This window comes from Arenibacterium sp. CAU 1754, from assembly GCF_054482635.1.
Genome location: NZ_JBTLRG010000002.1, coordinates 252,242 through 274,130, shown reverse-complemented (window position 1 = coordinate 274,130; position 21,889 = coordinate 252,242). Strand labels below are relative to the sequence as shown.

The window sequence follows — 21,889 nt, the reverse complement described above, 5'->3', positions numbered from 1 at the left end:
AGCAGATTTCGAAGGAGTGAGCCATGAACCGCCCCAGCGATCCGCACAAGATGGTGCAAGCCGCAAGTCCGACGGGCACGACCGAAGGTTATATGCCCGGATTTGGGAATGATTTCGAAACCGAGGCTTTGCCCGGCGCCCTGCCCCAGGGCATGAACAGCCCGCAGAAGTGCAACTATGGCCTTTACGGCGAACAGCTCAGCGGCACGGCCTTTACCGCGCCCAGCCACCAGAACGAACGCACCTGGTGTTATCGCATTCGCCCGTCGGTCAAACATTCGCACCGCTATGAAAAGATCGACCTGCCCTATTGGAAATCGGCCCCGCATGTGGACCCCGATGTGATCAGCCTAGGCCAATACCGATGGGATCCGGTGCCCCATTCCGATCAGCCGCTGACCTGGCTGACCGGCATGCGCACGATGACCACGGCCGGGGATGTGAACACCCAGGTTGGCATGGCCAGCCATATCTATCTGGTCACCGAATCGATGGTCGACAGCTATTTCTATTCCGCCGACAGCGAATTGCTGATCGTCCCGCAGGAAGGGCGGCTGCGCTTTGCCACCGAACTGGGGATCATCGACCTTGAGCCCAAGGAAATCGCCATCATCCCGCGCGGATTGCTTTACCGGGTCGAAGTTCTCGAAGGGCCCGCGCGCGGCTTTGTCTGCGAAAACTACGGCCAGAAATTCGAACTGCCTGGGCGCGGGCCGATCGGGGCCAACTGCATGGCCAACCGGCGCGATTTCAAAACCCCGGTGGCGGCCTATGAAGACCGCGAAACACCATCGACCGTGATCATCAAATGGTGCGGCCAGTTCCACGAAACCCACATCGGCCACAGCCCGCTCGACGTGGTGGCATGGCACGGCAACTACGCGCCCGTGAAATATGACCTGCGCACCTATTGCCCTGTCGGGTCGATCCTGTTCGACCATCCCGACCCGTCCATCTTTACCGTTCTGACGGCCGCCAGTGGCGTGCCAGGCACTGCGAATATCGACTTTGTCCTGTTCCGCGAACGCTGGATGGTGGCCGAGGATACGTTCCGCCCGCCGTGGTATCACAAGAACATCATGTCCGAACTGATGGGCAATATTTACGGCCAGTATGACGCCAAACCGCAGGGGTTCATCCCCGGCGGCATGTCGCTCCACAACATGATGCTGCCCCACGGGCCCGACAAGAACGCGTTCGAGGGCGCATCGAATGCCGATCTGAAACCCGAAAAGCTCGACAACACCATGTCCTTCATGTTCGAAACCCGCTTTCCCCAGCACCTCACCGGTTTTGCCGCGAACGAGGCGCCGCTCCAGGACGATTACATCGACTGCTGGGCCGATATCGAAAAGAAATTCGACGGGACACCGGGCAAGAAATGAACTGGTTCGGCGAGATGACTTTGCCCGTGCTTGCCGGTGTCGCAGGGGGCGTGATCTGGCTCCTCTGGCGCGCGGTGCAACGCACGAAGGACGACCACCCCGCGCATATGAAAAGACGCCGGAATTCTGCTTCCATTTCCGGCAGCGACATACCGGGCGCTCCAGACAACGACTAAGAACCATGACGCCACCAATGACGGCCAAATACAGGGACGCCACATGCCTCTATTGAAAAGCTGGGTCGCCAGCGCGAACAGCCCCGACACGGAATTTCCGCTCAACAACTTGCCTTACGGCGTTTTTTCGGTCGGCGATGAGGAACCGCGCTGTGGCGTGGCCATTGGCGACAGGATTCTCGATATTCAGGCGGCCGAAGAACAGGGGCTGATCGACCTGGCGGATGATCCGCTGTTCGATGTGCCCTTCTGGAACGACCTGATGGAACAGGGCCCCGCCGTCTGGGCCGCCCTGCGTGCGCGTCTGACCGCCCTGCTGTCCGAAGGATCGCCCGACCGCGACAAGGTGGAACCGCTGCTGGTGCCCATGGCGGATGCAACGATGCACATGCCTTTCGTGGTCTCCGAATACACCGATTTCTACGCCGGTCGACACCATGCCACCAATGTCGGCACGATGTTCCGCGGCCCCGAAAACGCGCTGCCCCCCAACTGGCTCCACATGCCGATCGGCTATAACGGGCGCGCCTCCTCGGTCTATGTCAGCGGCACCGATATCCGCCGCCCCTGGGGTCAGCTGAAGTCACCCGATCATGACAAACCCGCCTTCCTGCCCTGCCGCCGGTTCGATCTGGAACTGGAAATGGGCGCCATCGTCGGCGTCGAAAGCGACGGACCGATCACGGTGCAGGAGGCCGACAACAACATCTTCGGTTACGTCCTGCTCAACGATTGGTCCGCGCGCGACATTCAGGCGTGGGAGTACCAGCCCCTGGGCCCGTTTCAGGCCAAGGCCACCGCGACCAGCATCTCGCCCTGGATCGTGACCAAGGCCGCGCTTGATCCTTTCCGCACCGATACGCCCGAACGCGAATTCGAACTGCTCGACCACCTCAAGGATTGTGGCCCGATGCTCTATGACATCGACCTCGAAATCACCCTCGCGCCCCAGGGAAAACCCGCCACCACCATCGCGCGCACCAATTACCGCGAGATGTATTATTCCTCGGCCCAGCAACTGGCCCATCACACCACCGCCGGCAGCCCGATGAACGTCGGCGACCTGCTCGGCTCGGGCACGATCTCGGGGGCGGAAAAACACGAACGCGGCTCGCTTCTCGAACTCAGCTGGGGCGGCAAGGAACCGATCACGCTCGACACCGGTGACACCCGAACCTTCCTCGAGGATGGCGACACGCTTTCCCTGCGCGGCGCGGCCAAGGGTGATGGCTACACCATCGGGTTCGGGGATTGCACCGGCACGCTCCTGCCCGCGCTCGAAGATCCGTACAGACGCTAAACTTCATCTTGCCAAATAAACTCCCGCCGGAGGCTCCCGTCACCGGCAATGGGCACCAGACGTCAGACAAGGAAGACCAACAATGGCCAAGGCATTCGCATCCCAAGGGGACATGAGCGAAAAGGAAATCAGCTTTACCGAAGTGGGCGAAGGTCTCTGGGCCTTTACCGCCGAGGGCGACCCCAACAGCGGCGTCATCATCGGCGACGACAGCGTCATGATCGTCGAGGCCCAGGCCACCCCGCGCCTGGCCAACAAGGTGATCGAAAAGGTCCGCGAAGTCACCGACAAGCCGATCACCCATGTCGCGCTGACCCATTACCACGCGGTGCGCGTCCTTGGTGCGTCGGCCTTTGGCGCCCAGCAAATCTTGATGTCGGGCGATGCCCGCGCCATGGTGGTCGAACGCGGGCAAGAGGATTGGGACAGCGAATTCCAACGCTTTCCCCGCCTGTTCGAAGGCCACGAAAGCATTCCGGGCCTGACCTATCCGACGACCACGTTTGACGGATCGATGACAGTCTATCTGGGCAACCGTCAGGTCAACCTGATGCAGATCGGGCGCGCGCACACCGCCGGGGATATCGTGATTCACGTGCCGGATCAGAACGTGATGTTCACGGGTGATATCGTGGAATATCACAGCGCCTGTTATTGCGGCGACGGGCATTTCGCCGATTGGGGCGATACGCTCGACAATATCAAATCCTTCGACGTGGACGCCATCGCGCCCGGTCGCGGGGACGCGCTGGTCGGCAAGGACATGGTCAATGCCGCCATCGAAAACACCCGCGATTTCGTGGCCAGCACCTATCGCCCCGCCGCGCGCGTGGCGGCGCGCAACGGCACGCTGAAAGAGGCATGGGATGCCGTGCGCGAGGAATGCGATCCCAAATTCGCCGATTATGCGATCTATGAACATTGCCTGCCCTTCAACGTTGCCCGCGCCTATGACGAAGCCCGCGGCATCGACACGCCCCGCATCTGGACCGCCCAGCGCGATCTGGACATGTGGGAGCAGCTTCAGGACTGAGCCTTAAACGAGGGAGGAAATCCAATGGCCTACGATTATGTTCCGTTTCCCTACGTGGCCCCGCCGGGCCTGACCGAGGCCGAGCCGCGCCACCGGGTTGCCATCGTGGGGGCCGGACCGATCGGCCTGGCGCTGGCCATTGATCTGGCTTTGCGCGGGGTGCCGTCGGTCGTATTGGATGACAACAACGTGGTGTCCGTGGGCAGCCGCGCGATCTGTTGGTCCAAGCGCACGCTTGAGATATTCGACCGTCTGGGCGTGGGCGAACGAATGCTGGACAAGGGCGTGACCTGGAAGGTTGGCCGTCAGTTTCATGGCGAGGACGAGGTCTATAACTTTGACCTGCTGCCAGAAGACGGGCACAAATACCCCGCCTTCATCAACCTGCAGCAATATTACGTCGAGGAATACCTGGTCGAACGCGCCCGGGACTTCCCCGACCTGATCGATTTACGGTTCAAGAACAAAGTCGTCGACCACACGGATTTCGGTGATTTTGTCGAGCTGAAAATCGACACACCTGACGGTTTTTACAAACTTGAGGCCGAGTATTACATCGCCTGTGACGGGGCCGGTTCGCCCACGCGCGAGCGGATGGGACTGGATTTTACCGGCCAGACCTTTCAGGAGCAATTCCTGATCGCCGACATCGAAATGGAGGACAGCCCCTTTGGCCCCGATGGGGTGCCCGAGCGGTGGTTCTGGTTCGATCCGCCGTTTCATCCGGGCAAATCGGCGCTGTTGCACATGCAGCCGGACAACATCTATCGGATCGACCTGCAATTGGATGTGGATGCCGATGGCAAGGCTGAGGCGACCGAGGAAAAGGTCACGCCGCGCATTCAGGCGATTGTGGGGAACAAACCTTTCCGGTTGGACTGGATGAGCGTTTACAAATTCCGCTGTATCCGTCTGGATCAGTTCGTGCACGGCCGGGTGATTTTCGCCGGGGATAGCGCCCACGTGGTCAGTCCCTTTGGCGCGCGCGGCGGCAATGGCGGCATTCAGGATGTAGACAACCTGGGCTGGAAACTCGTCGCCGTTCTGAACGGCACAGCCCCCGGACCCATGTTGCAGACCTATGACGAAGAACGGGGCCATGGCGCGGATGAGAACATCCTGAATTCGTCGCGTGCGACCAATTTCATGACGCCCAAGACCCCGATCGAGGCCCTGTTCCGGGCCGAAGCGTTGCGGCTGGCGCATGATCAGCCCTTTGCGCAAAAGCTGTTGAATTCGGGGCGCCTGTCGCGACCCTGTTCGCTGGAGGGTATGGCCCTGCAAACCCCCGGCGCGGCGCCGATTGCACCGGGAACGGCCCTTGTGGATGCGCCGCTGAGCAGTGACACAGGCGACACCTGGCTGATCGAGCATGTGCAGGGCGCGTTCACATTGGTCGGATTTGGCGATGTAACCTTGCCCGATCTGCCTGACATCCGGCGGATCGGCGTGAACCAGCGGGCCGACTACCCCTGTTTCACCGCCCAGAATGGCCACGCCATGCGCCGGTATGGCAGCGAACGGGCTTATCTGTTCCGCCCGGACGGGCATGTGTGTGCAACCTTTACCGCCCCGACGGAACAAGACGTAAGCGACGCCAAGGCCCGTGCCATGGGCGCGACATCGGAGACCCAGACATGAGCATTGCCCCCGACCGCCTCAGCCCGCAACAGGATGACTTCTATAACGCCTTAATGGATGCCCATACCGGCCTGTCCGAGACCGACAGCCATGCGCTCAACGCGCGGCTGGTGTTGATGATGGCCAATCGCATCGGCGACCTTGAAGCGCTGACCGACATCCTGACAACCGCACGGGGATACAGCGATGAGTGACGTGGTGCTCTATGATTTCTGGCGCTCGTCCGCCAGCTACCGGCTGCGCATCGCGCTGAACCTTGCAGGGATCAATTACAAGGCGATTGCCGTCGACCTGACCAGAAAAGAGCACAAGACGCCCGAGCACATGGCCCGCAACCCGCAGGGGTTGGTGCCGGTTCTGGACATTGACGGTCTGCACCTGACCCAGTCGCTGGCCATTCTGGATTATCTGGATAACACCCGCGACCTGGGCCTGTTGCCCGCGGACCCGGCCCGGCGCGCCAAGGTACAGGCGCTGGCCCATTCCATTGCGGTGGACATTCACCCGGTGTGCAACGTCTCGGTCGCGGCCTATGCGGTCGAGGTGTCGGGCCGCGAAGAGGTGCGCCAGCAATGGATGCAACGGTTCATCCGTCCGGGCATGGTGGCATTCGAAAAGCTGCTGGGTGACTTTGAACAGGCCCCGTTCTGTGCGGGCGACACGCCCGGTCTGGCCGACATTTGCCTGATGCCGCAGCTTTACAATGCCGCGCGATGGGAGACACAGACCGACGACCTACCCCGTGTAACCGCAGTCGCACAGGCCTGCGCCGATCATCCTGCCTTTGCCGCCGCGCATCCCGACAACCACACCCCGCAGTAGATCCAACGCGAAGTTGATGCCGCGGTAAGCTGATTTGCCGAGTCGAGGCAACCCCAACGTTTTGGTTATCCTGCCCAAGCGGTTTTTGATGTATTTATTTCCTGTGCGGGAGGCTTTGCGGAATTATATTCCGCAAGGCTCTCCCCGATATCTGGGAGGAAATCACATTGAAAACCAAATACTTAGCAAGCATGGCTTGCGCCATCGGCCTGTCTGCCTCAATCGCTGTAGCACAAGATTGCACTGAGTCGAAGTGGGGGGCGGACGATACGATTGGCTCTGCCAACATGTTGTCGCCTGAGCGGACTCTTGCCGCAGCAAGCCTCATCAAACAGGGCAAATCCATGCCTCTCGGGATCGTTATTGATGACAAGACACCGGCCTTTGCGCCGCGGTCGCTGAACCTGCAGGTGGTACAGCCCAACCAGCAGGGCGGCCAGAAACTGACGCAGTTCGGCTATCCCGGCAACTACAACGACGACATCCTGCAAACCTGGGTTGGCATCGGAAGCCAGATCGATGGTCTGGGGCACCTGGGTGAAAAAGGGTATTACTATAACTGTCTGGACGAGAAAGAGATCAGCGCCATCACCGGTCTGACTAAGCTGGGTGTTCACGACATTCCGCCGCTGGTTGCGCGCGGCGTGATCCTGGATATGGCCAAGCATTTCGGCAAGGACGTTCTGGCCGCTGGTGAACACTTTGGCGAGGCCGAGATCAAGGCCGCCGCCGAGGCGCAGGGCGTTGAAATCCGCGAAGGCGATGTGGTTCTGTTCCACACCGGCTGGACAGAAAACATGCTGGAAAGCGACCCGACCGCCTGGGTATCGGGTGAGCCGGGCATCAACGTCAACGGATCGCGCTATCTGGCGTCGCTGAACGTGATGGCGGTAGGCGCGGATACCTGGGGGATCGAACCCGTTCCGCCAGCCGAGGGCGATGGCGCGTTCTATGGCCACGTGGTGCTGCTGAAGGAAAACGGCATCTACATCCTGGAAACCATGAACACCGGACCGGTCCTGCGTGATGGCGTGAACGAGTTCATGTTCGTTCTGGGTCAGGCTCGGATTCGCGGCACGGTCCAGATGATCATCAATCCCGTCGCGCTCTACTGAACGACACGACGCAAATGGAGTGCGCCGTCCCCGACCGGGCGGCGCATTTTGCGTTTGCCCCTTGCCCGGTGACGCGAAATTTGGAACGCTGAGCATGCATCTCTGGCACGGATCAAGTTCCAAGGGCCACGCAACAGCAACCTTTGAACAGGGCGATTTATCATGCGTGTCTTGCTGGTCCGCCACAACCCCGGCCCGGATGATGACCGGGTTGTTTCACATATAATTCAGCGGGGCCTGACGCCGGATATTCGCCGCCCCTTTGCCGGTGACACCCTCGGCGGCATCGAGGACGATATCATTGCCACGGTGGTTTATGGCGGCGGTTACAACGCCTATGACACCGGTCTGCATCCGTTTCTGGTGGACGAATATCGCTGGATCGATGCGGCGATGCGCGCCGGCATACCGGTGCTCGGCCTGTGCCAGGGGGCGCAGATGATTGCGCACCACATGGGCGCACGGGTCGGTGCGCCCGATCACGGCATGCACGAGTTTGGCTATTACGAGGTGCGCCCGACACCACAGGGGCGCAAATTCCTGCCCGCCCCGCTGCATTTCACTCAGGCGCACTACCATACTTACGATCTGCCTGCGGGGGCGATCCATCTGGCCGAAAGCGATCTGTTCGAACAACAGGCATTTCAGGTTGGCGAGACCGTGTTCGGGTTCCAGTTTCACCCGGAACAAACCATCGAAGGCTTTCGGCGCTGGCAACGCTGGCCGCATGCCGCTTACGGCAAACCCGGCGTGCAAAGCATCGAGGAACAGAACACCCTGATGTATCGCCACGATGCGGCGCAGGCGGATTGGTTTTACGGGTTTCTCGACAGGTTCCTGGGAACTGCGCCCTGACAGGCAATGAATATCGGCGCCGCCGAGGGAGGCACGCACGCCCAAATCACGTGACTTGGCGGGAATATGTCTTATCTCAACACTCAAACGTCGGAGTCGTACTAGTCTGCTGACCGACACCCGTATTGCATCGGGTTACATCTTGCTTGTACGATCTGTGATGAAATTGGCGATCATCTTAAGTACCGCAAGGGCGCTGACGGACGGGAGGACATAAACGATCCACGACTCACGGCAGCCTTTCCGGCGCGATTTAGGGCGCATTTTCCCAAGGACAATCAACAACAAGCAGGGCGCAAACCCTGTGACCAAATCAACAGAGAGGAAGAATATGACTTTTTACACACGCACCGGTAAGCCGTTGCCAAAATCGATTGTGGAATCCGCCGGCAAGGTCGGCAGCGACCCGGTAAACCGCCGCGAGTTCCTGGCCCTCGCCAGCGCGTTCGGCGCGACCGCGGCGACCGCATATTCGATGATCGGCATGGCCGCTCCGGCGCGGGCTGCCGCGCACAAGCAGATGGGCGGCACCGTCCGCATTCAGCAGGAAGTGCGCGCCCTCAAGGACCCGCGCACCTATGACTGGAGCCAGATCGCCAACTTCAGCAACGGCTGGCTGGAATATCTGGTGTTCTACGAGAACGACGGCACCTTTACCCCTCAGCTTCTGGAAAGCTGGGAGATCAACGAAAACGCGACCGAGTACACTCTGAACGTCCGCAAAGGCGTGAAGTGGAACAACGGCGACGATTTCACCGCCGAAGACGTTGCTCGCAACATCGCAGGCTGGTGTGACAAGAGCGTCGAGGCGAACTCGATGGCGGGCCGCTTTGCGACACTGGTCGACGAAGCCACCGGCAAGGCCGTGGACGGCGCGATCGAGGTCGTGGACAGCCACACCGTCAAGCTGAACCTGCCCAAGCCGGATATTTCGCTGATCCCCGGCATGGCCGATTACCCGGCGGCGATCACTCACAGTTCATACTCGGCCGACACGATGCTGGACAACCCGATCGGGACCGGCCCATACCTGCCCGAAAGCCTGGAAGTGGGCGTGAAGGCGGTGCTGGTGCGCAACGAGAACCACGAATGGTGGAACGCCGGCAACGGCGCTTACATGGACCGCGTCGAATACATCGACTATGGCACCGACCCGTCTGCCTGGGTGGCTGCAGCTGAAGCCGACGAAGTCGACATGATGTACAGTGTGGATGGCGATTACATCGACATTCTGGGCGCGCTGGATGGCTGGTCGCAGCACGAAATCGTCACTGCGGCAACCATCGTGATCCGTCCCAACCAGCTGGCCGAAGTGGATGGCAAGAAGCCTTACGCCGACAAGCGCGTGCGCCAGGCGCTGCAGATGGCTGTCGACAACTCGGTTCTTCTGGAACTGGGCTATGGCGGTCGCGGTATTACGGCCGAAAACCACCATGTCGGTCCGATGCACCCGGAATACGCCGAGCTGGAGCCGCTGAAAGTGGACCCTGCAGGCGCCAAGGCGCTGATGGAAGAGGCCGGCATGGCCGATTACGAGCACGAGCTGCTGTCGATTGACGACGCATGGCGCAAGGACACCACCGATGCGGTGGCGGCCCAACTGCGGGATGCGGGCATCAAGGTCAAGCGGACCGTTCTGCCGGGTTCGACCTTCTGGAATGACTGGGCGAAATATCCGTTCAGTTCGACCAACTGGAACCACCGCCCGCTGGGCGTTCAGATCTGGGCGCTGGCTTACAAGTCGGGCGAGGCGTGGAACGAATTCGGCTGGTCGAACGCGGAATTTGACGCCTTGCTGGAAGAGGCCCTGGCCACAGCCGACGTTGAAAAGCGCCGCGCCCTGATGGCCACAGGCGAAAAGATGATCCAAGACGAAGGTGTGACGATCCAGCCGTACTGGCGATCGCTCTACAACCACACCAAGGAAAACCTGGAAGGCGGCGCACATCACATTTCCTTCGTGATCTCGCCCGCGCGTCTGGCCTGGACCTGATCGACATTTCCTGACCTGTTGGAAGGGGCCGCCATTTGGCGGCCCCTTTTGCATTCCGGGCGCGACATCGAACAGAAGGATGACAAGCCCCCGATCCCGACGCATGATCGCAACACCACAAAACGGACAAACGGGGACGGTACATGGCGAAACACGGGTATCAGGGCGGGCGGTTGAACCTGCCCTTTGTGGGCATCTGCACCTTTGGCAAATATCCCTATGTCGAAGACTGGGACACGATCGACGCCGACGTCGCCGTGATGGGCGCACCGTTCGATTGCGGGGTGCAGTGGCGCTCGGGCGCGCGTATGGGGCCACGCGCCATTCGCGAGGCATCGACCCTGTTTTCGTTCGGCCATGCGGGGGCCTATGATTTCGAGGATGACATCACCTATCTGGACCCGGCCAAGGTAAGCGTGGTCGACATCGGAGATGCCGATATCATCCACACCGATACCGAACAAAGCCATGCCAACATCGAACTGGGCGTGCGCAAGATGCTGAAGGCTGGCGCCCTGCCCGTGGTGATGGGCGGCGATCATTCGGTCAACATCCCCTGCATCAACGCCTTTGACGATCAGGGCCCCATACACGTCGTCCAGATCGATGCGCATCTGGATTTCGTCGATGAACGCCATGGCGTCCGGTTCGGCCACGGCAACCCGATGCGGCGCGCGGCGGAAAAACCCTATGTCACCGGGCTGACCCAGATCGGCATACGCAACGTATCGTCCACAGCGCGCGAGGGGTATGTGACGGCCCGCGACATGGGCTCGGACATTCAGTCTGTCCGTCATCTGCGCGAAATGGGGGTCGACGCCATGCTGCGCCGTATTCCCGAGGGCGCGAATTATTACCTGACCATCGACATTGATGCCTTTGATCCATCGATCGCGCCCGGCACCGGAACGCCGAGCCACGGCGGGTTTCTCTATTACGAGGTGCTGGAACTGATCGACGGGCTGGCCCGGCGGGGCGAGGTCATCGGCATGGATCTGGTTGAGGTCGCGCCGGATTACGATACCAGCGGCAGCACCTCGATCCTGGCGGCGCAGGTTTTGCTGAACGCCATCGGGCGGATTTTGCACCACAGGTCGCTATGAATGCACAGGACCTGTGTGAAAGCCGGTATTTAACCGGGCCGCATCTGCCCTCATGATAAGGTCGGATTGAAAAGGATGCTGACCCCATGGACACGGACATCACAGGCTTTCACGCGCATGTCTATTACGACGCCAAGACCATCGATACGGCCCGCGCGGTATGCCAGGCAGCCAAGGCGCAGCTTCCGGTTCAGATGGGGCGGATGCACGAAAAACCGGTTGGTCCGCACCCGATGTGGAGCTGCCAGCTGGCCTTTGGCCCGGACGATTTCGCCAAGGTCGTCATGTGGCTGGCACGGAACCGACAGGGCCTGACGGTGTTTACCCATCCAGAGACAGGTGACGAACTGGCCGATCATCGCGACCACGCGATCTGGATGGGCAGCATGCAGCAACTGGATTTGTCGATGTTCGAATAGTCACCACCGACGCGAGGAGGAACAGATGAGAAAACTTCAGACCCAGGGTGTGCATCACATCACCCTCACCGGGGCCGACCGCCAGACATCCATCGATTTCTGGGAGGGCGTGTTGGGCATGCCGTTTATTTTCGACCAGCCCAACCTGGACAACCCGAAAGAAGGGCACCTCTATTTCGATCCGGGCGATGGCCGGTTGATCACCGTGTTCACCAACGAAGACCGAGCACTCGACCCGGCCCGCACCCCGACCGATCCGGGATGCGTGCATCACCTGGCCTTTGCAGTGAGCCATGCCACCTTTGCCCAGACGGTCAAACGGCTGGATGAACGGGGCATCAAACATTCCGGCCCAAAGGACCGCGGGTTCATGGATTCGATCTATTTCAAGGACCCGCTGGGGTTGCTGATCGAACTGGCCTCTTATCGGTTCGAACCCCCGTACGGATGCAGCCACGCCGATGTGATGATCGAGGCGCACAGAATCCGGGTCGCACGGGGCGATTACAACATTCACGAAGAACACCTTGCCGACGCCATCGAAATGCTCGTGGAACGGCGGCAGGGGTCTTTGTCGGATGACAGGTCGGCAAAAAACCCCTACTGACCCCGGCAAGGCAAACCCGCGACTGGCCATTGCAGAGTTTCCACTGTTAGACATGGTGCGACTCTGATCCGGGATCGCAGACATGTGCAGGGGAGGTGCATGAGTTTTCGGGCCTCCGCCTGCTTTTATTCGGCAGCCGCATCCCAAACGGGACCTGCGGCAGCAATCGAAATCGTCGCGTCCCGCGACGAGGTTGCCACAGTGGATCGCAACATTTCGGCAGCCCGTGTCGCGGCCCCGTCGGTCAGTCTGGCCCCGGGGCCGCGTCATCGCCCCCCCGGCAACCAGGCCCCCGTCTCCACGCCGCGTCATTGAAAAGGACCGCCCCATGAGCCTCAAATGCAAAGCGACCATTCTGCGTGAAATTGGCTTGCCGCTCCCCTATGCCGAAAGCCGCCCCTTGCAGGTGGAAGAGGTCACGCTGGATCCGCCCAAACCGTCCGAAGTCGTGGTCAAGGTGGTCGGCGCGGGCCTGTGCCACTCGGACCTGTCCGTGATCAACGGCGCGCGCGGGCGCGCCTTGCCCATCGCCCTTGGCCATGAGGGCGCAGGCGAGGTTGTCGAGGTGGGCAGCGGTGTCTCGGACGTGCGCGTGGGCGATCCGGTGGTATTCCAGTTCAGTGCATCCTGCGGGCGCTGCAAGACCTGCCAGTCGGGCCGTCCGCAGATTTGCGAAACCGCCGGGGCAACGCGCGCCACGGGCGAGCTGATGGCAGGCGGATATCGCATCCGCGATCTGGCCGGTGAACATATCCGCCACCACACGGGCGTCTCCTGTTTCGCGGAATACGCGGTGGTGGACCGGGGCAGTGTCGTGGTGATCGACAAATCCATCCCGCTGGCCGATGCCGCGCTGTTTGGCTGCGCGGTCATGACGGGTGTCGGCGCGGTGGTGAACACCGCCCGCATCGCGACGGGGGAACGGATTGCCATTTTCGGTCTGGGTGGCGTCGGCCTGTGCGGCGTCATGGGGGCCAAGGCCGCCGGGGCCAACATGATCGTCGCCATTGACCTTGAGGATGCCAAACTGGCCAAAGCGCGCGACCTGGGCGCAACCCATACGTTCAACGCACGCGACCCTGAGCTGGTCGAAAAGGTACGGGACCTGACAGACGGCGGTATCGAATTTGCCGTCGATCTCGCCGGAGCGATCCCGGCAATGGAAAGCGCCTATGCCATGCTGGCGCGCGGCGGCAAGCTGGTGACGGCGGGCCTGTCACCCATTGGCGCGAAATTCGCCTTTGAACACGGGGATCTGGTCAGCGACGAAAAGTCGATCTGCGGGTCCTACATGGGGTCCTGCGTTCCGGTGCGGGACATTCCCCGCTTCATCAACATGTACCAGAGCGGCGCATTGCCGGTGGACCAACTGATCGACCGATATGTCGGATTCGACGAGATCAACGAAGGGTTCGACCTGCTGGCCGGCGGCACGGCCCTGCGGCAGGTGCTGCTTCCCCACGGGATGCCCTGACACGCGGATGGGCGCCGCCCAAAAGCGTCTGTGTCATACATGTCTTGAGGGATTATGGTAGCGGAGGAGGGACTTGAACCCCCGACACGCGGATTATGATTCCGCTGCTCTAACCAACTGAGCTACTCCGCCACAAGCGAGGGTGGACGTAAGCCAGCCCCGCGTGATCGTCAAGAGTGAATCTGCTTATCCGTTGCGCACCGTGTCGATCATCAGTTGCACGTTCTCGGGATCGGCATCCGGCGTGATCCCATGGCCGAGGTTGAAGATGTGCGGCCCCTTGGAAAACGCCCTAACAATCGCACGGGTCTCGTCGACCAGCGCCTGACCGCCCGTCACCATGTGGGACGAGGCCAGATTGCCCTGCACACAGCCATCGACCTGCACATGTTTGGCGGCCCATTCGGGGCTGACCGAGTTGTCGAGCGCAACGCAATCCGCGCCTGTCGCCTTGGCGAACCCGATATATTTGTCGCCTGCTTCCCGCGGAAAGGCGATGATGGGCGTGTCGGGGTGACGCGATTTCAGTTCCGTGATGATCCGCTTGGCCGGGGCCAGCGCGTATTTGTCGAACGCCTCGCCCGACAGCGATCCGGCCCAGCTGTCGAACAGTTTCACCACCTCGGCCCCGGCGTCGATCTGCATCGACAGGTATTCGATGGTCGCCGCTGTGATCAGATCGAGCAGCGATTCGAACAGGGCGTTGTTTTCCTGGCGCAGCTGATGCGCGGGGGCCTGATCGGGCGTGCCACGCCCGGCGATCATGTAAGTGGCCACGGTCCAGGGTGCCCCGGCAAAGCCGATCAGAGCGGTCTCTTCCGGCAGTTCTCGGGTCAGGATGCGCAGGGTTTCATAGATCGGGGACAGCGTGTCATGGATATCGCCCACCGGTTTCAGCGCGTCGAAATCGGCCTGTTGGGTCACGGTGGACAGGCGCGGCCCCTCGCCCGTGACAAACCACAGATCGGCGCCCAGCGCCTGAGGAATCAACAGGATATCGGCAAACAGGATCGCGGCATCAAACCCATACCGGCGGATCGGCTGCAATGTGACCTCGGCGGCGAGCTCCGGATTATAGCAAAGCGACAGGAAATCGCCCGCCTGCGCGCGCGTCGCGCGGTATTCGGGCAGATAGCGCCCGGCCTGACGCATCATCCAGATGGGCGGCGTATCCAGAACCTCGCCTGCCAGCGATCTCAGCAATTTCTTCTGCATGGTGATGTGCCCCCCGAATAGCGTTCCGTGACAGGTCGTGCGCCAGCGGCATATTGTCAAGCACTGCGCCGGTTGTCAGGGCAATGTGACGCGACTAAAGACACATATATGACTGATACCCTACCTTCACCCGACGCACCGCTGAACATCGGCACACGCGGTTCCCCGCTGGCCCTTGCGCAGGCTCATGAAACCCGTGACCGGCTGAGCAAGGCGTTCAACCTGCCCGAGGATGCGTTTCGCATCGTGGTGATCAAGACCACCGGCGATGCAATTCAGGATCGCCCGCTGAAAGAGATCGGCGGAAAGGGCCTGTTCACCCGCGAGATCGAACAGGACCTGCTGACCGGAAAGATCGACATCGCGGTGCATTCGATGAAGGACATGCCCGTGCTGCAGCCCGAGGGGTTGTTGCTGGACACCTATCTGCCGCGCGAGGATGTGCGCGATGCCTTTGTTGCCCCCGGTGGCGTGACGGTGATCGCCGATCTGGCACAGGGCGCGGTTGTCGGCACCTCAAGTTTGCGCCGCAAATCGCAACTGTTGAACCGGCGGCCGGACCTTCGGGTGGTGGAATTTCGCGGCAATGTACAGACCCGGCTGAAAAAGCTGGCCGACGGCGTGGCCGAATGCACGTTCCTGGCAATGGCCGGGCTGAACCGTTTGTCCATGACCATGGTGCCCGCGACACCGATTTCGCCCGACGATATGCTGCCTGCTGTGGCACAGGGCGCCATCGGGATCGAGCGGCGCGCGGATGATACCCGCGTGGCTGATATGCTGGCGGCCATTCATGATGAACCGACGGGTCAGCGACTGGCCGCCGAACGCGCCTTTCTGGCGGCATTGGACGGGTCCTGTGAAACGCCGATTGCCGGTCTGGCCGAATTGAACGGCGGCACGCTGCGCCTGCGCGGCGAGGTGCTGCGCCCGGATGGATCCGAGGCGATCAGCGACGCGCGCACCTGCGCCATCGAGGATGGTGCAATGCTGGGACGGGAAATGGCCGTGGACCTGTTGAAACGGGCCGGAGACGGGTTTTTCGACTGGCGAAGCTAAGCCCGGAACGCAAATGACGTCGCGGTTTTGTTGACAGATGGCCGATGTGAATCAACCATTTGGTGCAGGAGGACGCGACAGATGACACCCGGCAAGGCCTACCTCACATCCGAAGAAATCCGCCCTCTGGCCGAGCGGTCTGACCTGATGGGCGCCTGGCTGGTTGTGCATTGCTGGGGCACCATTGCGCTGGCCGTGGGGTTGTTTGCCTATGTTCCAAATGTTCTGACCTTCGTACTGGCGGTGATGATCATCGGATCGCGGCAATTGGGCCTGGCGATCCTGATGCACGAGGCGGCGCATAACGCGCTGTTCAAGACCCGGCGCCTGAATGAATTTGTCGGCGAATGGCTGTGCGGACGCCCCATTCTGGCCGAGCTGTCGGCATACCGCCACTATCACCTGACCCATCACCGGTTCACCCAGACCGACAAGGACCCCGATCTGGTGCTGTCGTCGAAATTCCCGACAACACGCGCGTCGCTGATCCGCAAATTCATCCGCGATCTGACCGGGCAAACCGGGTACAAGCAACTGGCCGCACAGATCATGATGTCGATCCGTCTGGCCGGCGATGACGAGGCTGTCGAGGCTGCGGCCTCGGATTTCGCCCAAGCGTTCAAGGCGCGGGATTTGTGGAAGTCGTTTCCGGTATTCATCGGCCTAATCGTTCTTTTCGGCGTGATCGGCGAATGGTGGTACGGGCTGGCGTTCTGGCTGTTGCCGTTCCTGACTTGGTTCCAGTTCGTCCTGCGCGTGCGCAACATCGCCGAACACGGGGCCACCGAAGTGTCGCAAAACCCGTTGCAGAATGTGCGCACGACGCTTGCCAACCCGATCGAACGCCTGTTCGTGGCGCCCTATTGGGTGAATTACCACCTGGAACATCACATGGTCATGCATGTGCCCTGCTGGCAGTTGAAAAAGATGCACAAGGCGCTGATCGACAAAGGACTGGGGCCAGAAATGAAGGTCGCGCCCGGATATGGCGCCGCGCTGGTCGAGGCGGGGTGGCACAGCACCTGACGTCGTCGCAGCCGGCCTCGGTTCATTCGCCAGCTGTCGATGAGGAAGACTCCCAAAGCGCTTGTCGCTTGATTTGAAACCGGCGTTACTTACAACGGTACGGCCTTTGGCGGCTCGCTGTTCGTATCCAATTTCGGTGGCGGCACGCCTTTCGTGACCATCAGCGGCGTCTCGATGGGGCTGTGCGCTGATGATTCTGGCGGCTGTCCTGGTGACGGGTTGATCTTTGACACGGATCCGAATTTTGCATTTACGGATATTCCGTCGGGCATCGTTACTGCCGATGACGGGACATTCGATCAGACTGCGTGGAACATCTCGGCCGTTCCGCTGCCCGCCTCGGCTCTGCTCATGCTTTCTGGTCTTGGACTGGTCGCTGGTCTGCGGCGCCGCCGTCCGGCCTGAACAAGAAGACCAGGCATTGTTGGCTGCAAGGCAAGCCAAATGCGTGAGAGTTTTAACGACCGCCCTCCGGGGCAGCCGTTTGCGTTTGGCCGTTCCAGCGTCTCATGGGGCTGTTTGAATATTTCCGAACAATCAGGCCACGACGACACCGGATAAGAGCCTTGTGCCGACCGCCCCCCTGAAATTCATTTGAAGGTGGGGGCCAGCCCCCGTCGCCCGGTGGGCGACTCCCCCGGAGTTTATCTGGCAAGATGAAAGGCGGAAAAGAAGAAGGCCCGCCGGGTGAGGGCGGGCCTTGGAGTTGGTTTGGCTTAGTGCACGACCGCGTCGTTAGGCGGGGTGCGGTTTGAGGCGGCGATGCGGTCGCCGATGATCAGGCCATCGGCGCCAGCGCTGATCGGCACGATCGAACCGTCCATCACATCCCCGGCCAGCAGCATTTCCGCCAGCGGGTTCTGCAGCGCGCGTTGGATCACACGCTTGAGCGGGCGAGCCCCGAACACCGGGTCATAGCCTTCATCGGCAAGCCACTTGTGCGCGTCCTCGTCCAGTTCGAGCGTGATTTTGCGCGAGGCAAGACGCTTGCCCAGCAGGCGGAGCTGGATATCGACGATCGCATCCATGTCGTCGCGGGCCAGACGGTCGAAGATGATGGTTTCATCCAGACGGTTCAGGAATTCGGGGCGGAAATGGGCCCGCACCGCATCCATCACGTCACGTTTGGCATCGCTGCTGTCGGCGCCTTCGGGCAACTGGCTGAGCGCCTGTGCCCCAAGGTTCGACGTCAGGATGATCAGCGTCTGTTTGAAGTCCACGGTGCGGCCCTGACCGTCGGTCAGCACGCCGTCATCGAGCACTTGCAACAGCACGTTGAACACGTCCGGGTGGGCCTTTTCGACCTCGTCAAACAGGACCACCTGATAGGGGCGGCGGCGCACGGCCTCGGTGAGGACCCCGCCTTCGTCATAGCCGACATAGCCCGGAGGCGCGCCGATTAGGCGGGCCACGGAGTGTTTCTCCATGAATTCGGACATGTCGATACGCACCATCGCATTGTCGTCATCGAACAGGAATTCGGCGACGGCCTTGGTCAGCTCGGTCTTGCCCACCCCGGTCGGGCCGAGGAACAGGAAGCTGCCCAGGGGGCGGTTTTCGTCGTTCAGCCCGGCGCGCGCCCGGCGCACGGCGTTGGCGACGGCGGTCACGGCCGCATTCTGGCCGATCACGCGGCGGTGCAGGTCCTCTTCCATGCGCAGCAGCTTGTCCCGTTCGCCTTCCAGCATCTTGGCGGTGGGGATACCGGTCCAGCGTTCGACAACGGCGGCGATCTGTTCAGGGCGCACGGCCTCTTCGACCATCATGCCGGTTTCTTCGCGCTCTTCCGCCTCGCCCAGTTGCTTTTCAAGCTGCGGGATGACGCCATAGGACAGCTCCCCGGCCTTGGCCAGATCACCCTGACGTTTGGCGATGTCGAGTTCGGCACGGGCGTGATCCAGCTGTTCCTTGAGATCGCGGGCCCCGGCGAGCTTGTCCCGTTCGGCCTGCCACTGGGCGGTCATCTCGGCACTGCGTTCCTGCAGGTTGGACAGATCCTTTTCCAGCGTTTCCAAACGGTCCTTGGAGGCGCGATCATCTTCCTTGCGCAGGGCTTCGGCCTCAATCTGAAGCTGCAGGATCTGGCGATCCAGCGCATCCAGTTCCTCGGGCTTGGAGTCGACCTCCATCCGCAGGCGCGAGGCGGCCTCGTCCATCAAGTCGATGGCCTTGTCGGGCAGGAACCGGTCAGTGATATAGCGGTGGCTGAGCGTTGCCGCGGCCACCAGAGCGCTGTCGGAAATGCGCACGCCGTGGTGCACCTCGTATTTTTCCTTGATGCCGCGCAGGATCGAAATTGTGTCTTCGACGGTCGGCTCTTCGACGATCACCGGCTGGAAACGACGGGCCAGGGCCGCGTCCTTTTCAACGTACTTGCGGTATTCATCAAGCGTGGTGGCCCCCACGCAGTGCAATTCGCCCCGGGCCAGAGCCGGTTTGATCAGGTTGGCGGCATCCATTGCGCCATCGGTCTTGCCCGCCCCGACAAGGGTATGCATTTCGTCAATGAACAGGATGATTTCGCCTGCGGCTTCGGTCACCTCGGTCAGGATCGCCTTGAGCCGTTCCTCGAATTCGCCGCGATATTTCGCGCCCGCGATCAATGCGCCCATGTCGAGCGCCATCAGGCTTTTGTCACGCAGGGATTCGGGCACGTCGCCATTGACGATACGCAGGGCCAGACCTTCGGCGATGGCGGTTTTACCGACGCCGGGTTCCCCGATCAGGACCGGGTTGTTCTTGGTGCGGCGCGACAGGACCTGCATCGCGCGGCGAATTTCCTCGTCCCGGCCGATGATCGGGTCAATCTTGCCCTCACGGGCGGCCTCGGTCAGGTCGCGGGCATATTTCTTGAGCGCATCATAGCCTTCTTCGGCTGTGGCGCTGTCGGCGGTGCGGCCCTTGCGGATGTCGTTGATCGCCTCGTTCAGCTTCTGGGCGGTGACATCGCCAGCGTCCAAGGCATCCTTGGCCTTGGATTTGACCATGCACAGGGCCATTAGAACCCGCTCGACGGGCACAAAGCTGTCACCGGCCTTGCTGGCCAGTTTCTCGGCCTCGGCCATAACCTTGCCTGTGGTGGAATCAAGATAGACCTGACCGGCGTCACCGCTCACCTGCGGGATCTTGGTCAGGGCGGCATCCAGGGATTCGACGACGCGGGCGGGTGTACCGCCAGCGCGCGAGATCAGGTTGCTTGCCAACCCCTGTTCGTCGTCCATCAATGCCTTGAGAAGATGCTCGGGCGTCAGTCGCTGGTGACCTTCGCGCATCGCAATTGTCTGGGCGGCCTGCACAAAACCACGTGCACGCTCGGTGAACTTGTTCAAGTCCATGTCGTTCTCCTGTTCTAAGCGTTCGCCTTTTGGTCACCCTCTTGGAGGCATGACCGTTCGGGACCTCATTGTAAGAAATGGGAAGCGTTTCGGCCGCGTTCAAGGCACCGGGGCGGATTTCCTGCCGCTGGGGACCCTACCAAAGATATGCGCCGTATCGGACCCGCCGTTTCAGCGTTTTGAAAGGGGCGGCACAACGCATCGGGCAACATGGAAGGGACAACCACGAAAACTCCGCCTGTGGGTCACATTTCCTCCTTTTTTGGGGGTGATATCGAGGGCGAAACGGAGGCCGCTCATGCTGGTTACAGACATCGAAATTACCCACTACCAATACTGTCAGAAGTCGGCGCGTCATATCGCCAATGTCTGTGTGACCCTGAAGAACCAGATTGTGACCCTGTTGTGCCGCCTTGACCTGCCCGAGGACGAATGCGGACAGTCCCGGGCCGTTGCCTTTGTGGATGACGCCATCCGTCAGCTGCGCCGTATGCCCGAGGTCCGTTCGGGCCGTCAGGAACTGCAGTTCGCCGAAAGCCTGACACCGGTTCCGGCGCATATATCGGCATAGACTTTGCCCTGACTTGAAGGGTACTGAGGCGCAAACCCGAAAAATGGAGTGCGCCCGTGTCCGATGACCGCCTGATTGTAGCCCTGGATGTTCCCGATGCCCTGCAAGGCCATGCCCTTGCCGAGCAATTGGGAGATCTCGTCGGTTTTTACAAAATCGGGCTGGGGATGCTGACCGGTGGTGGTCTCGCCCTTGCCAATGAGCTGAAGCAAGAGCACGGCAAGCGTATATTCCTGGACATGAAACTATTCGACATCGGCGCCACGGTCGAAACCGCCGTGCGTGGGCTGGCACGGTTCGATCTGGATTTCCTGACCGTTCATGGCGATCCGCACGTTGTGCGCGCCGCCAAGGAAGGCGCTGCGGGAAGCAATCTGAAAATTCTGGCGGTGACGATCCTGACCTCGCTGGACCGCAAAGATCTGGACGCCAGCCTGATCAAACCCGGCAACGTGGCCGATCTGGTTCTGGAACGGGCCGGGCGCGCGTTCGAGGCCGGGGCCGACGGGGTAATCGCCTCACCGCAAGAGGCCGCCAAAATCCGCGCGCTGCCACAGGCGGAAAACAGACTGATCGTCACCCCGGGGGTCCGCCCCGCGGGGGCCGACCTGGGGGATCAGAAACGGGTTGCAACGCCGGCAAGCGCCATTGCCGATGGCGCCGACCACATCGTTGTCGGTCGCCCCATCCACAAAGCGCCCTCTCCGCAGGCCGCGACGCAGGCCATTTTGGACGAACTGGCCGCGATCTGAGCCGCAAC

At 61.2% G+C, this 21,889-nt stretch carries 21 protein-coding genes and 1 tRNA gene; 19 read left to right on the top strand and 3 right to left on the bottom strand.

The genetic code is table 11. From position 1 onward, the window contains the following. The first annotated feature begins 23 nt into the window (after positions 1-23). The 14 genes from hmgA (at position 24) to ACXYMO_RS07865 (ending at position 13,923) form a co-directional block, all read left to right on the top strand. Positions 24-1,385: a homogentisate 1,2-dioxygenase gene (hmgA, locus tag ACXYMO_RS07930; RefSeq protein ID WP_458878154.1), complete on the top strand. Its 1,362-nt coding sequence runs from the start codon at positions 24-26 to the stop codon at positions 1,383-1,385. Beyond that, complete coding sequence (locus tag ACXYMO_RS07925; protein WP_458878153.1) at positions 1,382-1,561, top strand: hypothetical protein; 180 nt, start codon at positions 1,382-1,384, stop codon at positions 1,559-1,561. Before hmgA ends, ACXYMO_RS07925 begins: the two co-directional genes overlap by 4 nt. Before the next feature lie 43 nt (positions 1,562-1,604). Continuing rightward, positions 1,605-2,861, top strand: coding sequence for a fumarylacetoacetase (gene fahA / locus ACXYMO_RS07920; RefSeq protein ID WP_458878152.1), 1,257 nt, complete (start codon positions 1,605-1,607; stop codon positions 2,859-2,861). An 82-nt stretch (positions 2,862-2,943) separates the two neighbouring features. Further along, positions 2,944-3,894, top strand: coding sequence for an MBL fold metallo-hydrolase (locus tag ACXYMO_RS07915; RefSeq protein ID WP_458878151.1), 951 nt, complete (start codon positions 2,944-2,946; stop codon positions 3,892-3,894). Between the two features lie 24 nt (positions 3,895-3,918). Then, positions 3,919-5,535: an FAD-dependent oxidoreductase gene (locus tag ACXYMO_RS07910; RefSeq protein ID WP_458878150.1), complete on the top strand. Its 1,617-nt coding sequence runs from the start codon at positions 3,919-3,921 to the stop codon at positions 5,533-5,535. Continuing rightward, entirely contained in the window at positions 5,532-5,729 is a 198-nt protein-coding gene (locus ACXYMO_RS07905; protein WP_458878149.1) for a DUF2783 domain-containing protein, read from the top strand. The genes ACXYMO_RS07910 and ACXYMO_RS07905 overlap by 4 nt, the downstream gene beginning before the upstream one ends. Continuing rightward, positions 5,722-6,357, top strand: a complete 636-nt coding sequence (gene maiA / locus ACXYMO_RS07900) for a maleylacetoacetate isomerase (protein ID WP_458878148.1) — start codon at positions 5,722-5,724, stop codon at positions 6,355-6,357. The genes ACXYMO_RS07905 and maiA overlap by 8 nt, the downstream gene beginning before the upstream one ends. A gap of 344 nt (positions 6,358-6,701) precedes the next feature. Next, positions 6,702-7,472, top strand: coding sequence for a cyclase family protein (locus ACXYMO_RS07895; protein ID WP_458878147.1), 771 nt, complete (start codon positions 6,702-6,704; stop codon positions 7,470-7,472). Positions 7,473-7,634: 162 nt separating this feature from the next. Then, on the top strand, positions 7,635-8,327 hold the full coding sequence (locus ACXYMO_RS07890; protein WP_458878146.1) for a glutamine amidotransferase-related protein: 693 nt from the start codon (positions 7,635-7,637) through the stop codon (positions 8,325-8,327). A 331-nt stretch (positions 8,328-8,658) separates the two neighbouring features. After that, on the top strand, positions 8,659-10,320 hold the full coding sequence (locus tag ACXYMO_RS07885) for an ABC transporter substrate-binding protein (protein ID WP_458878145.1): 1,662 nt from the start codon (positions 8,659-8,661) through the stop codon (positions 10,318-10,320). Between the two features lie 143 nt (positions 10,321-10,463). Next, a complete protein-coding gene (gene speB / locus ACXYMO_RS07880; protein WP_458878144.1) occupies positions 10,464-11,423 on the top strand; it encodes an agmatinase in 960 nt (319 codons plus the stop codon). A gap of 86 nt (positions 11,424-11,509) precedes the next feature. After that, positions 11,510-11,842: a DOPA 4,5-dioxygenase family protein gene (locus tag ACXYMO_RS07875; protein ID WP_458878142.1), complete on the top strand. Its 333-nt coding sequence runs from the start codon at positions 11,510-11,512 to the stop codon at positions 11,840-11,842. Positions 11,843-11,867: 25 nt separating this feature from the next. Then, positions 11,868-12,449, top strand: coding sequence for a VOC family protein (locus ACXYMO_RS07870; RefSeq protein WP_458878141.1), 582 nt, complete (start codon positions 11,868-11,870; stop codon positions 12,447-12,449). A gap of 328 nt (positions 12,450-12,777) precedes the next feature. Then, complete coding sequence (locus ACXYMO_RS07865) at positions 12,778-13,923, top strand: zinc-binding dehydrogenase (RefSeq protein WP_458878140.1); 1,146 nt, start codon at positions 12,778-12,780, stop codon at positions 13,921-13,923. 55 nt (positions 13,924-13,978) lie between these two features. On the opposite strand, the gene ACXYMO_RS07860 is transcribed toward ACXYMO_RS07865, so the two are convergent. Then, positions 13,979-14,055 (bottom strand) — tRNA-Met (locus ACXYMO_RS07860). 54 nt (positions 14,056-14,109) lie between these two features. Continuing rightward, positions 14,110-15,144, bottom strand: coding sequence for a uroporphyrinogen decarboxylase (gene hemE, locus ACXYMO_RS07855; RefSeq protein WP_458879065.1), 1,035 nt, complete (start codon positions 15,142-15,144; stop codon positions 14,110-14,112). Positions 15,145-15,246: 102 nt separating this feature from the next. On the opposite strand from hemE, the gene hemC reads away from it, so the two are divergent. The 3 genes from hemC (at position 15,247) to ACXYMO_RS07840 (ending at position 17,628) form a co-directional block, all read left to right on the top strand. Then, positions 15,247-16,197 (top strand): hydroxymethylbilane synthase, encoded by a 951-nt coding sequence (hemC, locus tag ACXYMO_RS07850; protein ID WP_458878139.1) that lies wholly within the window; start codon positions 15,247-15,249, stop codon positions 16,195-16,197. A gap of 81 nt (positions 16,198-16,278) precedes the next feature. Continuing rightward, a complete protein-coding gene (locus ACXYMO_RS07845) occupies positions 16,279-17,223 on the top strand; it encodes a fatty acid desaturase family protein (protein WP_458878138.1) in 945 nt (314 codons plus the stop codon). 153 nt (positions 17,224-17,376) lie between these two features. Continuing rightward, positions 17,377-17,628, top strand: a complete 252-nt coding sequence (locus ACXYMO_RS07840; RefSeq protein ID WP_458878137.1) for a PEP-CTERM sorting domain-containing protein — start codon at positions 17,377-17,379, stop codon at positions 17,626-17,628. Positions 17,629-17,939: 311 nt separating this feature from the next. Here ACXYMO_RS07840 and clpB read toward each other — a convergent pair whose 3' ends face one another. After that, positions 17,940-20,558: an ATP-dependent chaperone ClpB gene (clpB, locus tag ACXYMO_RS07835; protein WP_458878136.1), complete on the bottom strand. Its 2,619-nt coding sequence runs from the start codon at positions 20,556-20,558 to the stop codon at positions 17,940-17,942. A gap of 298 nt (positions 20,559-20,856) precedes the next feature. Between clpB and ACXYMO_RS07830 the strand changes: the two genes are divergently transcribed. Both ACXYMO_RS07830 and pyrF read left to right on the top strand, forming a co-directional pair. Next, complete coding sequence (locus ACXYMO_RS07830) at positions 20,857-21,129, top strand: hypothetical protein (protein ID WP_458878135.1); 273 nt, start codon at positions 20,857-20,859, stop codon at positions 21,127-21,129. A 56-nt stretch (positions 21,130-21,185) separates the two neighbouring features. After that, the gene (pyrF, locus tag ACXYMO_RS07825) at positions 21,186-21,881 is read left to right on the top strand and encodes an orotidine-5'-phosphate decarboxylase (protein WP_458878134.1); all 696 of its coding nucleotides are present in this window, start codon (positions 21,186-21,188) and stop codon (positions 21,879-21,881) included. Positions 21,882-21,889 lie beyond the last annotated feature (8 nt).